A 12,477-nucleotide genomic window follows, 5' to 3' on the forward strand; every position below is an offset into this window, starting at 1 on the left:
AATGATGAGAATTGCTCGCAGTCGCAGATCAAGTCTCTGTCTGCAAAATTTGCGATTGCTTCGCAAATGCGATGTCGGATTTCTTCTGCGGCCGGGCGCCGGCCGGCGATTGTCTCGATTTCTTCGTAAATCGCTTCTTTGGTTCGATTGCGTTTCCGGCTAGGGGGCGATCATGCTCATGTTCCAAACCTTCCATGGCCTGGACTTCCTCAACACCCTCGTCGGGCTGGTGGTGGCCTTCGTGCTGGGCACGGCCATCGGCGCGGAGCGGCAATGGAAGCAGCGCAGCGCCGGCCTGCGCACCAATGTGCTGGTCGCACTCGGCGCCTGCGAATTCGTCGACCTCGCCATGAATCTCGACGGTGGGCACGGCGGGGTGAAGGTCGTGTCCTATGTCGTGTCCGGCATCGGCTTTCTGGGTGCCGGCGTCATCATGAAGGACGGGTTGAATGTGCGCGGCCTCAATACGGCGGCGACCCTCTGGTGCTCGGCCGCCGTCGGCGCCTGCGCGGGCGCCAATCTGGCGGCCCAGGCGCTGGCGCTGACGATCTTCGTCGTTTGCGCCAATACGCTGCTGCAACCGCTCGTCAATCGCATCAACCGCGCACCGGTCCATGGCAGTGCGACCGAGGCGATTTATGAGATCAGCGTGATGACGACGGTGGAGGGGGCCGCTGCCGCGCGCAAGGCGCTGATGGCGCTGCTGCAGGCGGCCAATTACCCGATCAGCGATATCGAACTGACGGACCGGCCGGACGGGCTCTCGGAGGTGGTGGCGACCCTGGTTTCGACCTCGGTCGAGACGAAGGATCTCGATGCCGTCACCGGCAAGCTTGAAGCCATGGCGGGCATCTCCAGCGCCACCTGGAGCAGCAGCACCGAAGACCTGGACTGATCGGCCTGTTCGCCGGCAAAGGCCGGCGAACAGGGTAAGAGTTAGTGCCGGAAGTGGCGCATCCCGGTCATCACCATGGCGATGCCGGCGGCGTCCGCCGCCGCGATCACCTCATTGTCGCGCATCGACCCGCCGGGCTGAATAACGGCGGTCGCACCCGCCGCGATGATCGTCTCCAGCCCGTCCGCGAAGGGGAAGAAGGCGTCAGACGCGGCGACCGAGCCGATAGTCAGCGCTTCCGCCAGACCGGCCGCCTTGGCGGCTTCGCCGGCCTTCCAGGCGGCGATGCGGGCGCTGTCGACACGGCTCATCTGCCCGGCGCCGATGCCGACGGTCGCCCCCGCCTTGGCATAGATGATGGCGTTGGACTTCACATGCTTCGCGACACGGAAAGCGAAGAGCAGATCGGTCAGTTCCTGTTCGGTCGGCGTGCGCTTGGTGACAACCTTCAGGTCGGCCAGGGTGATGCGGCCGGCATCGCGGCCCTGCACCAGAAAGCCGCCGGCGAGTGAGCGGAAAGACGGCGCCTGGGCCGAAGGGTCCGGCAAGCCGCCCGTCAGCAGCAGGCGCAGATTTTTCTTGGCGGCCAGCACGGCTTCGGCCTCAGGCGTCGCGTCCGGCGCGACGATGACTTCCGTGAAAATCGCGGAAATGCGCTTCGCGGTCGCCTCGTCCAACGTGCGGTTCAGGGCCACGATGCCGCCGAAGGCGCTGACCGGGTCGCAGGCCAGCGCCCGGTCCCAGGCTTCCGCCATGGAAGCGCCGGTCGCGATGCCGCACGGGTTGGCATGCTTGACGATGACGACGGTGGGTTCGTCGAATTCGGCGACGCATTCGAAGGCGGCGTCGGTGTCGTTCAGATTGTTGTAGGACAGTTCCTTGCCCTGCACCTGCTTCGCCGTGGCGACGCCGGCACGGTCGTCGGTCACGTAGAAAGCCGCCTGCTGATGCGGGTTTTCGCCGTAGCGCAGCGTCTGGCGGCGGCGGCCGGAAATGGCGAGACGGTCGGGGAAGGCCTCGCCGCGCTCGTCCGCGAACCAGGTCGCGATGGCACTGTCATAGGCGGCAGTGCGGGCATAGGCCTGGCCCGCCAGACGACGGCGCAGGGTGATATCGGTGCCGCCTGCCGCCAGCGCCGTTTCGACCTCGGCATATTGCGCGGGGTCCGTCAGGATGGCGACGAAATCATGGTTCTTGGCGGCGGCGCGGATCATGGCCGGGCCGCCGATATCGATATTCTCGATCGTGGTCTCGGCATCGGCCTTGCGGGCCACCGTCTCCTCGAAGGGATAGAGATTGACGCAGACGAGGTCGATCGGTGCGATCTTGTGTTCTTCCATGGCGGCCAGATGCTCGGGCAGGTCGCGGCGGGCGAGGATGCCGCCATGGATCTGCGGCACCAGCGTCTTCACGCGCCCGTCCATGATCTCGGGGAAGCCGGTATGGTCGGAGACGTCCTTCACCGGAATGCCCGCGTCGCGGATGGCCTTTGCGGTACCGCCGGTCGAGAGGATTTCGGCGCCCGCCTTGGCCAGCGCCTGGGCGAAGGGAATAAGCCCGGTCTTGTCGGAGACCGAGATAAGGGCGCGGCGGACGGGAATAAGGGCGTGATCGGACATGAAGGAACTCTCCGGCAACTGATTGGCGCAGATAGAGCCGTGGCGGGTCAGGCGTCCAGTCCGCCGTTCGTCATAGCAGCGGGCAAGCACTCTGCTTGACGCTTATACAGAGTTTAGGAAATTTATCTCAAAAACATAAATTGACTAAACTCTGTATAAACATCAGGCTTGGTTCCCATGGACCCTATCCGCAATCCATTCGCGCCCGGTGCGGGATCGCCACCGCCGGAGCTTGCCGGGCGTAGCGCCGTGCGGGAACGCATGCGGCAATGCATCGGGCGTCTGCGCATCGGCCGGCCCGCCAAGAGCATGATGCTTATCGGTCTCCGTGGCGCCGGCAAGACCGTTCTGCTCTTTCAGATGCTGAAGGACGCGGAACGGGATGGCGCCATCACCATCCGGATCGAAGCACCCGAGGGCCGTTCCTTGCCGGCCTTGCTGGCGCCGCAGATCAGGCTCGTGTTGCTCAAGCTCAACCGCTGGTCGCAGGCGCAGGCCTATGCCGTGCGCGGATTGCGAGCCCTGGCCGGCTTCGCCGGCAAGCTGAAGGCAACCTATGGTGACATCGAAGTCGGGCTTGACTATGAGCCCGAGCCGGGTTTGGCGGATAATGGCGAACTCGAAGGTGATCTGGCCATGCTGCTGGAACAGGTCGGACGGGCCGCGCAGGCGGCCGACACGGCGGTGGCGATTTTCATCGACGAGCTGCAATACGTCAAAGAATCCGAGCTCGAAGCCCTTATTTCCGCCCTGCATCGCGTCTCCCAGCAGCAGTTGCCCATCACGCTCGTGGGTGCCGGCCTGCCGCAGCTGCGTGGCAAAATGGGGGAAGCCAAGACCTATGCAGAACGCATGTTCGAATTTCCCGAGATAGGCTCGCTTTCTCCGTCCGACGCGCGGGCGGCCATCGTCATTCCGATCGAAAACGAAGGCGAGAGGATTGAGGATGATGCTGTGGCGCTCATCATCGAACAGACACAGGGCTATCCCTATTTCCTTCAGGAATGGGGCAAGCACGCCTGGGATGACGCGGCGCGCAGCCCAATCAGCGCGGCGGATGTACGCAATGCTACGCAGCAAGCCGTCGTGACGCTCGACGAAAGTTTTTTCCGTGTGCGGTTCGACCGCCTGACGCCGAAGGAAAAAGCTTATCTGCGGGCTATGGCGGCGCTCGGGCCGGGTCCGCATCGGTCGGGCGATATTGCGGAAGCGTTGCATCGGCCGACGACGTCCCTGGGGCCGATCCGCAGCAGCCTGATCGCGAAAGGCATGATCTGGAGTCCGACGCATGGCGATACCGCTTTCACGGTGCCGCTGTTCGATGACTTCATGAAACGCGTCATGCCGATGGAGAAGACCGGTGACATCGCCGCAAGCGGCTGATCAGCGGCTGATCAGCGGCTGCGCGGGCGCGCCGTTTCTTCCAGCAGATCCAGCGTCCGGCCGATGATCTTCGCCTCGTCGAAATTCGCGCGCGCATAGGCCAGGCCGGCGTCTCCCATGCGGGCGCGCAGATCGGGATCGGCCGCAAGGTTTCGCAAGGCTGCCGCCAGCGATTCCGCATCGCGCGGCGGCACCAGAAACCCGGTCTCGCCCTCCGTCACCTGCTCGCGTGGGCCACGGATATCGGTCGCCACCACCGGCAGGCCGGTCAGCATGGCCTCGATCACCGACATCGGCAGGCCTTCGAAATGGCTCGGCAGGGTGAAGATATCGGCGGCGGCCAGCACATCGGCCGTATCCTCCCGGTAGCCCAGCCGGCGCAAGCGCGGCCCGAGGCCCGATTGGGCGAAATAGGCTTCCAGATCCTCGCCATGGTCCGAGGCCAGGCGTTCGCCCACCACCCACAATTCCGCCTCCGGCACGCTGTCCATCGCCGCCAGCAGTTCCGGATGGCCCTTGTGACGCACGAGGCGGGAGACGATGACGATCACCACCCGGTCTTCCGGCACGCCCAAGGACGCCCGGATACGGGCGCGGGCCTCCGGATTGGGGTGAAACTTCGCCGGGCTGCGGCCATTGCCGATGGCGATCGGTTTGCGTGCAATACCCAAACGCTTCGCGTCCCGTGCCTCCTCCTCGGAGACCGTCAGATACAGGTCCGTGATCTTGCCCGCGCTCCATTCCATGGCGAAGGAGGCGGCGCGGCGTGGCCAGGGGCTGGGCTGGTTGAACAGGAAGCCGTGGCAGGTATAGGCCACATGCGGCACGCCGGCTGCCTTCGCAGCCATCCGTCCCCAGAAGCCTGACAGCGGCATATGGGCATGGACCAGGTCCGGCTTCTCCGCCCGCAGCAGGGAGACGAGGGCGGCAAACCCCTGCGCCTGCGCGATGGGCGACGCGCTGCGCTTCAGCGGCAGCGGCATGATCCTGAAACCCTCTGCCCGCAGCGGCGCGAGAAGGGGACCGTCCGGGCAGGCACCGACCATCTCATGGCCGCGCGCGCGTCCCTCCCGCAGCAGCGGCGCCAGGAAGTGCCGCATCGCGAAGTCGGTATTGGTGAGTTCGATGATCTTCACGGGGAAAGCCCGGCGATCAGCCGACCTTGCTGATCGCCCATTTGATCTGCTGCGCGCTCGCCTCGTCGCCGCTCATGACGATCTGCTCGGTGCGCTTCGGCTCGGTGCCGCCCATATAGATGCTTTCTTCCAGGGCCATCGTCGCTCCTTCGGCGCGAAACCGCCAGCTCTGGCCGCTGGGCAGGCGCATCAGCACGGCCTCGCCGTCGCCCTGGAGGCTGGCCTGAACGGCCGGATGAAGATGGAAGCGCAGCGTGAAAGGTTGCGGCGTTTCGGCCTCCACCGCATCCTCGCCGCGAATATCCTCGCCGCTTTCCGCCATATAGAGGCGGCGGCGATGGATGGCGCCGAGATTCCGCAGCCAGCCGTCATGGCTCGCTTCCAGCCAATGCGCGCCATTGGCCTCCTGGCGCTGGGCCTCGACCTTGTCCGGCCGGCGTGCGCCGAAACCATCGGCCTTCACTTCGGCGGAACTGGTATCGGCAATCACCAGCGTCGAATGCGCAGCCGTCGCGCGCAGCGCATCGCGCCACTCGCTCAATGCCGCCGGGGCCGAGCCGCAATTGACGATAAGCCGGTCGCGGCCGACCGAGAGTTCGAAGGACAGCGTGCCAGCATGGGCATTCGTGTCCAGACCCGGCGGCGGCGGCGCGCCGGTATCCATGATCAGGATGCTGCGGCCGGCCTGAAGCCGGTGAAAGCCGCCATCGACCAGCTGACTGGGCGCGCGTGTCGGCCGCCCGGCCTGGGTCAGCACGAGGTCGACCAGGCTCGAGGTCTCTTCCTTGGTGCCGTTGAACAGCGCCAGGCCGCCGTCCCCATGCCGCAGCATGCGCAGCGCGGTGGCGAGCTTTTCGATGGACGGGCCCAGCGCCGGGGGCGGCGGCGCCTGCGCCGCCTGCAGCAGGGACCGGATTTCGGTCAGATCCTGCAAAGCGGTCAGATGCGTCGCCGGGCTGCGCTCGATCTGGCTGCCGTCGGGCAAAATCTGGCGGCCGAGTTCGGCCGGCAGGAAGCGCAGGGCGCGGGTGAGGAAGGAGCTTTGGTCCGGCAGCGCCACGGCCGCCGCGACCAGACCCTTCAGTGCGGTCAGCGCCCGCGCCTGACCTTCCTCCGCCGGCAAGGCCGCCGAAAGCGACCGCGCATCGGCGACAAGGCGGCCCATCAACTTTTGGCGAAATGCGTCATCCGCACTCGCCGCGAAGAAATCGTAGTGGCCGAGCCAGGCTGCGATTCGCGCGCCGGCGACATCCGGGCGTGACGCCACCGGGTCGGTATGGGCCGATGAAATCCATTCCGAGACGAGGCTGCGGGCGCGCTGACGGGCGGCGTCGGTGCCAAGCGCGCGCAGGTCGCGCAGCCAGGAAAAGGTGTGGGCGGCGGCCCGCAACGTGACGGAGCCGCTGCTGTCCGCCCAGGCACCCGGTTGCAGAAGCAACACGGAATTGCCAACCGTCAGCTCACCCTTCAGCAGTCGTGCGCCCAGGCTTGGGTCGCCGGGCCAAAGGTCGCGCACCGGCAGCGTCGGTGCGTCCGGCACGCGCGCCAGGCGTAGGCTGGGGAGTTTGGACAGGCTTTGCCGCGCGCCGCGCAGCCAGCCGCCACCGGGAGACTTACCGCTCATCGAACCATCCGGCGAAAGGCATTTTGCGTCCGTCGGGAAAGGCGGAGAGCAATGATGCGAAAGGGCTGAAGTCTCTGATAGCCATAAAACCTTCTAGACAGCGTGATGCCTGTTACACAAGCGTCAGAAAGCGTGATCGGTGGCTTGGCGCGGAAAGAGTGCTCAGGACAAGCGGTAGTCGCTCTCGGCCTCATAGACCGAACTTTCCTTTCCCAACTGCGAGCTGAACAGGGTGAAATGCTCGACTGAAAAGGGTTCCGCGCGGAACAGGTTATTGCCCTGCATGAAGCGGGTGATCTTGTCATTGGCCGGCTGATCCAGCCGCGCCAGCGTCACATGCGGGGTGAAGCGACGCCGTTCCGGCTCCAGCCCGGCACGCTGCAGGGCCGTCTCGACCTTCGTCTGCAGGTGATCGAGCTGGGGCGAGCGCTCGATACCGGCCCAAAGCGCCGTCACGCGTCCGGCCTTTTCGAAAACGCCGACGCCTGTCACCACAACGGGGAAGGCGCGACCCTTGATGGCATGCAGCGCGAGGTCGATTTCCTCGGCGCGCCAATTGGGCACCTCGCCGATGAAGCGCAGCGTCAGATGCATGTTTTCAGGCGATACCCAACGCGCGCCGGGCAGGCCGAAGGCGAATTGCGCCAGCCGTTCACGCAAGGGCCAGGGCAAATCCAGAGCGACAAAAAGTCTCATCCGCTCGATGCTCTCCTGGGCGCGTCCTTACCGACAACCGAATCGGGCCAGCGGGACCGATGTCGGCGGCAAGCCAGCCTAGCATTCCTGTCGCGGCGGCAGCGGTCAATACGCGCCTTCAAGGCCGCGATTGGCGTCCGGACTTCGTGAAGATGGCAGGCCTGCCAGGCCGTGCGATCGGCACCATCTTCCGGGCAACTCCAAAGGGAGCAGCCCGTGATGAAAAAAAGCAGAGCCCGCAGGTTTTCGGCAAAGCGGTCATCCTCGACGGGATGGTTGAGACCTTGTCTGGCGGCCGTGCTGCTTCTGGCGGCCGTCGGCAGTCCGACAGCGGCCGTCGCCGCGCCGGTGCCGGCCACGCCGCAGACGCCGGGGCCGGCCAGTCCGGTGCAGACACCACCCGCGCCCCAGCAGGGGACGCCCGGCATCGCCGGCCAAAAGCCGCATGACGGCGTCATCACGCCGCCGGCCGGCATAAGCCGGATGCCGGTCATCCGTCCGCGCGTGCCGACCAATACGCCGGTCATTCCCCCGGCCGGGAGTGCTGGCGGAAACGCGAATGTCATCCCTAAATAGCAGGAGGGATCAGGGCGTCTGCTGGCGGGTGAGCCTGATGTGCTCGGCGACCGGCGCGTGGTTCAGCAGCGCGGCCAGCAAGGTGCCACCCAGCGTATTGCCGGCCAGGGTCGGGATCAGAAACTTCATCAGATAGTCGCCAAGCGAGGCATGGCCGGAAAAGGTGAGGTAGGACGCCTCCACCGATCCCGCGACGATATGCGGGAAAGAGCAGACCGAAATCGTATAGGTCAGCAGGATGATGATGAAGGGCTGGGTGGAGCCCGATGCCGGCAGCAGCCAGACCATCAGGCCGATGATCCAGCCTGCGGCACCCGCCATGATGACGGTATGCCAGAAATCGCCGGGCATGGTCTTGGCCGCGATGGCGTTCATGGCCGCGACCGTATCGGGCGGCATGATGCCGTGCCGCGACAGCACGAAGCCAAAGAGCCAGGTCGCGAAGAGATTGAAGAACAGCACGATGCCCCAGACGCGCATGGTGCGGGCGAAGACCGGCCAGGTGCGTTCCGTCAGCGCCGGGATCAGGGCCGTCAGCGTCGTCTCCGTGAACAGCTGCTGGCGGCCGAGAATGACGATCAGGAAGCCAAGGGAATAGCCGAAACAGGCCACCAGAGGGCGCCAAGGCGCGTCCGGTAGCATGGATTGCAGGGTGGCCTGGGTGACGAAGGAAAAGCCGATGGACAGGCCCGCTGCCATGCCCGACCAGGCCAGCGAACTCGCCGAGCGCGAGATTTCCTCAATGCCCTGTTCGCGCACGATTTCATGAATGACGATGGCGCCCGGCGGGGCGCGGTCACCGGCCTGCTTTTGCTGCTTTTCGTCGAGATGGGGCGAGTCCGATCCCGCCTCGTTCTCGATATGGGGCGTCTGCTCGGTCTCGGGCGTCTGGTCGGTATCGCTCAAACTTTGAATCCTCCGCGGCCGTGTAGGGCCGTATGACCCGCGCGCGGCAAAGCTCCACGAAATCATGAAACAGGACTGTAACGAGAGGCCAGCGCCTCAGTTCCGTTCGACGGCGTCCTGGTGACGGGCGTCGATCGCGCGCAGCTTCGCCACATTGCGAATCTGGTCTTTGTAGCTGTGGCTGAAAATATGGCCGCCGCTGCCATCCGCTACAAAATACAGTGCGTCAGTATCGGCCGGATGCAGCACGGCCAGGATGGAGGCGATGCCGGGCGCGGCAATCGGCCCCGGCGGCAGGCCGGTATTGAGGTAGGTATTATAGGCCGAAGGCACCAGCAGATCGGCATGGGCCAATGGCCGGTCTATCTTACCCTGGCCGCCCGACAGGCCATAAATCACGGTCGGGTCCGCCTGGAGCTTCATGCCGAGGCGCAGCCGGTTGAGATAGACGGCGGCCACCATCGGGCGCTCGTCGGGCTTGGCCGTCTCCCGCTCCACGATGCTGGCCAGCGTGACGGCGTCGCCGGGGGAGGCAAGGGGCAGATTGGCAGCGCGGTTGGCCCAGGCCTCGGCCAGTGCCACATCCAGCGCGCGTTCCGCCCGCTTCAGCAGCAGCGCGCGCGGCGTGCCATACAGATAGTCGTAGGTATTGGGCAGGATCGCGCCTTCCGCCACCGGCGTGACTTGCCCGGTCATGGCCGGCGCTTGATCGATCAGCGCGCTGATCTCCTGGGCTGTCAGGCCCTCGGGGATGGTCAAGTGGTGCTCGACCTGCTTGCCGTGGCGCAGGATGGCGAAGACATCGGCAAGGCTGGCATGGGCCGGAAAGGCGAATTCCCCGGCATGAAGCGCACCGTCATTGTCCGTCAGGCTTTCCGCGATGCGGAAACTCAGCACGCCGTCGATCACGCCGCCATCATGCAGCGCGCGGCCGACGATTTCTGTGCGCCCATGCGGCACGACAAGGGTTGTGTTTTGGGAGAGTGGGCCAGGTCCATTCCAGACCTGGCCGACATAGCTCCGTCCTGCCTGCGCGACCGCAGCCAGAACCATCAGCGGCAAAAGCCACCGGGATAGTCGAGAGATGAGCGGCCGAGCCTTCACCCTGCGCTCAGACGACCTCGCGGAAGATCACGCTCGCATTCGTGCCGCCGAAGCCGAAGCTGTTCGACAGCGCGACCTTGATCGGCCGTTCCTGGGCCACTTTCGCCACGCGGTCGATAACGCTCGCGCGGCTCGGCTCTTCCAGGTTCAGTGTCGGCGGGGCCACGTTGTCGCGGATGGCGAGGATCGAGAACACAGCCTCGATCGCGCCGGCCGCACCCAGCAGATGCCCGGTCGCCGATTTGGTGGAGGACATGGCGAGCGTTTTCGCGTGGTCACCGAAGAAACGCTCGACCGCATCGAGTTCCAGATCATCGCCCAGCGGCGTCGATGTGCCGTGCGCGTTGACATACTGGATTTCGGACGGATCGACCCGGCCGTTCCGCAGCGCCGCCTTCATCGCCCGGAAAGCACCATCATGACCCTCGGCCGGAGCCGTGATGTGATGGGCGTCGCCGGACAGGCCATAGCCGCCGATTTCGGCATAGATCTTGGCGCCGCGCTTCTTCGCATGCTCGTATTCCTCGAGCACGAGAACGCCGGCGCCTTCGCCCATGACGAAGCCGTCGCGGTCCTTGTCCCAGGGACGGGAGGCGCGGGTCGGCTCGTCATTGAAGCTGGTCGACAGCGCACGGGATGCGCAGAAACCGCCGATGCCCAGAGCACAGACGGCTGCTTCCGCACCGCCGGCCACCATCACATCGGCATCGCCGAGCGAAATGAGGCGGGCGGCGTCGCCGATGGCGTGAACGCCGGTGGCGCAGGCGGTGACGGCCGAATGGTTGGGGCCTTTGAACCCGTAGCGGATCGAGACGTGACCCGACACAAGGTTGATCAGGGCGGAAGGAATGAAGAAGGGCGACAGCCGCTTCACCTTGCCTTCATGCACCTGCACCGAGGCTTCGTAGATGGATTGAAGGCCGCCGATGCCCGAGCCGATCATGACGCCGGTACCCCAGGCGTCTTCGTCGGTCTGCGGAACCCAGCCGGAATCTTCCACGGCTTCGATGGCCGCGACCATGCCGAGATGGATGAAGCGATCCATCTTCTTCATGTCCTTGACCGGGATCCATTCGGCCAGATCAAGGGCGCCATCGGCCTTTTTGCCGGCCGGGACTTCACCCGCAACCTTCGCCGGCACGTCGCTGGTGTCGAAGGACTGGATGGGTCCGAGGCCGGACTGGCCTTCGATGAGACGGCGCCAGACGTGCGGGACACCGATCCCCAAGGGGGATGCGATGCCCATGCCCGTGACGACGACCCGCCGCAATTCGGTGGTTCGTAAACCTGTCATGCGAGTTGGCGCGCCCTTAGGCGGCCTTCTGCTTCTCGATGTAGTCGATCGCGTCCTTGACGGTGCTGATCTTCTCAGCGGCGTCTTCGGGGATCTCAACGCTGAAGGCTTCCTCAAAAGCCATCACAAGCTCGACCGTGTCGAGGCTGTCGGCGCCAAGATCGTCGATGAAGGAGGCTTCGGGAGTCACCTTCGACTCCTCGACGCCCAAATGCTCCACAACGATCTTCTTCACCTTGTCGGCGACTTCGCTCATGGACCTCGGTACTCCTGCGTGACGGCTAGTGGTTTTCGATACCGCCCGGACCCGTCCGGGCGCCTGGCGTGTAATTCGCGCCGGCCCGGGGTTTGTGGCCCGGATTGCGGCGCGCTTAGCATGGTTTTGTCGGACCCGCCAACTGCACTGCGACAAGTATCCGCAGTACTGGCGCGATTGGCAACGCGTTACGGGAAACTTGCCCTGCAATTCAAGGGGCGAAACGCCCTAGATCATGGCCATTCCGCCGTTGATATGCAGAGTGGCGCCGGTGACCCAGGCTGCCTCCTCGGATGACAGATAGACGGCGGCGGCGGCGATATCCTCGGGCTTGCCCATGCGGCCGAGGGGAATCGACCCCAGCAGCCGGGACTTCTGGTCATCGCCCAGCACGTCGGTCATCGCCGTCTGCACGAAGCCGGGCGCGATGACGTTGACCGTCACGCCACGGCTGCCGACTTCCTGGGCCAGCGACTTCGACATGCCGATCATGCCCGCCTTGGCGGCCGAATAATTGACCTGACCGGCATTGCCAGTGACGCCGACGATGCTGGCGATATTGATGATGCGCCCGGCGCGGCGCTTCAGCATGCCGCGCAGATTGGCGCGGATCAGCCGGAAGGGGGCGGAGAGATCGACGTCCAGCACGCCCTGCCAATCGGCATCCTGCATGCGCATCGCCAGCCCGTCGCGGGTGAAGCCGGCGTTATTGACGAGGATGGACAGCGGACCCAGCGCGGCCTCGGCGGCGGTCACCAGCGCGTCCGCCGCTTCCGGCTGCCGCAGGTCGGCGGGGCAGACGGCGACACGGTCGCCGAGCTCGGCTGCGAGGGACTCGAGCGCCTCGCGGCGCGTTCCCGACAAGGCCACGGCGGCACCCTGCGCATGCAGGGCGCGGGCGATGGCACCACCGATACCGCCCGAGGCGCCGGTGACCAGCGCCGTCTTTCCGCTCAGATCAAACACGGGTTCTATCCCTTTAGGTTCG

General features: G+C 65.4%; 12 protein-coding genes. 3 read left to right on the forward strand and 9 right to left on the reverse strand.

Going from position 1 to position 12,477, the window contains the following annotated elements; genetic code table 11:
• Positions 1 to 172: 172 nt before the first annotated feature.
• Positions 173 to 895, forward strand: a complete 723-nt coding sequence (locus ASILVAE211_RS01755; RefSeq protein ID WP_227319556.1) for an MgtC/SapB family protein — start codon at positions 173 to 175, stop codon at positions 893 to 895.
• Between the two features lie 41 nt (positions 896 to 936).
• Here ASILVAE211_RS01755 and purH read toward each other — a convergent pair whose 3' ends face one another.
• Positions 937 to 2,514 carry a bifunctional phosphoribosylaminoimidazolecarboxamide formyltransferase/IMP cyclohydrolase gene (purH, locus tag ASILVAE211_RS01760; protein ID WP_227319557.1) on the reverse strand — a complete coding sequence of 526 codons (1,578 nt, stop codon included), beginning with the start codon at positions 2,512 to 2,514 and terminating at the stop codon, positions 937 to 939.
• A 177-nt stretch (positions 2,515 to 2,691) separates the two neighbouring features.
• Here purH and ASILVAE211_RS01765 point away from each other — a divergent pair, with 177 nt between their 5' ends.
• Complete coding sequence (locus ASILVAE211_RS01765; RefSeq protein ID WP_227319558.1) at positions 2,692 to 3,897, forward strand: ATP-binding protein; 1,206 nt, start codon at positions 2,692 to 2,694, stop codon at positions 3,895 to 3,897.
• A gap of 11 nt (positions 3,898 to 3,908) precedes the next feature.
• On the opposite strand, the gene ASILVAE211_RS01770 is transcribed toward ASILVAE211_RS01765, so the two are convergent.
• The 3 genes from ASILVAE211_RS01770 to thpR form a co-directional block, all read right to left on the reverse strand.
• A complete protein-coding gene (locus tag ASILVAE211_RS01770; RefSeq protein WP_227319559.1) occupies positions 3,909 to 5,033 on the reverse strand; it encodes a glycosyltransferase family 4 protein in 1,125 nt (374 codons plus the stop codon).
• 16 nt (positions 5,034 to 5,049) lie between these two features.
• Positions 5,050 to 6,657, reverse strand: a complete 1,608-nt coding sequence (locus tag ASILVAE211_RS01775; protein ID WP_227319560.1) for a heparinase II/III family protein — start codon at positions 6,655 to 6,657, stop codon at positions 5,050 to 5,052.
• Between the two features lie 162 nt (positions 6,658 to 6,819).
• On the reverse strand, positions 6,820 to 7,353 hold the full coding sequence (gene thpR, locus ASILVAE211_RS01780; RefSeq protein WP_227319561.1) for an RNA 2',3'-cyclic phosphodiesterase: 534 nt from the start codon (positions 7,351 to 7,353) through the stop codon (positions 6,820 to 6,822).
• 219 nt (positions 7,354 to 7,572) lie between these two features.
• Between thpR and ASILVAE211_RS01785 the strand changes: the two genes are divergently transcribed.
• Positions 7,573 to 7,929 (forward strand): hypothetical protein, encoded by a 357-nt coding sequence (locus ASILVAE211_RS01785; RefSeq protein WP_227319562.1) that lies wholly within the window; start codon positions 7,573 to 7,575, stop codon positions 7,927 to 7,929.
• 9 nt (positions 7,930 to 7,938) lie between these two features.
• Here the strand turns inward: ASILVAE211_RS01785 and ASILVAE211_RS01790 are convergent, their stop codons facing one another.
• The 5 genes from ASILVAE211_RS01790 to fabG form a co-directional block, all read right to left on the reverse strand.
• Positions 7,939 to 8,835 carry a formate/nitrite transporter family protein gene (locus ASILVAE211_RS01790; RefSeq protein ID WP_227319563.1) on the reverse strand — a complete coding sequence of 299 codons (897 nt, stop codon included), beginning with the start codon at positions 8,833 to 8,835 and terminating at the stop codon, positions 7,939 to 7,941.
• A gap of 96 nt (positions 8,836 to 8,931) precedes the next feature.
• A complete protein-coding gene (mltG, locus tag ASILVAE211_RS01795; RefSeq protein ID WP_227319564.1) occupies positions 8,932 to 9,888 on the reverse strand; it encodes an endolytic transglycosylase MltG in 957 nt (318 codons plus the stop codon).
• Positions 9,889 to 9,946: 58 nt separating this feature from the next.
• On the reverse strand, positions 9,947 to 11,233 hold the full coding sequence (gene fabF, locus ASILVAE211_RS01800) for a beta-ketoacyl-ACP synthase II (protein WP_227319565.1): 1,287 nt from the start codon (positions 11,231 to 11,233) through the stop codon (positions 9,947 to 9,949).
• Between the two features lie 16 nt (positions 11,234 to 11,249).
• On the reverse strand, positions 11,250 to 11,489 hold the full coding sequence (locus ASILVAE211_RS01805; RefSeq protein ID WP_158804395.1) for an acyl carrier protein: 240 nt from the start codon (positions 11,487 to 11,489) through the stop codon (positions 11,250 to 11,252).
• Between the two features lie 228 nt (positions 11,490 to 11,717).
• Positions 11,718 to 12,455 (reverse strand): 3-oxoacyl-[acyl-carrier-protein] reductase, encoded by a 738-nt coding sequence (fabG, locus tag ASILVAE211_RS01810; RefSeq protein ID WP_227319566.1) that lies wholly within the window; start codon positions 12,453 to 12,455, stop codon positions 11,718 to 11,720.
• Positions 12,456 to 12,477 lie beyond the last annotated feature (22 nt).

This window comes from Acidisoma silvae (assembly GCF_020618775.1).
In the GTDB taxonomy this organism is placed as follows: Bacteria; Pseudomonadota; Alphaproteobacteria; order Acetobacterales; family Acetobacteraceae; genus Acidisoma; species Acidisoma silvae.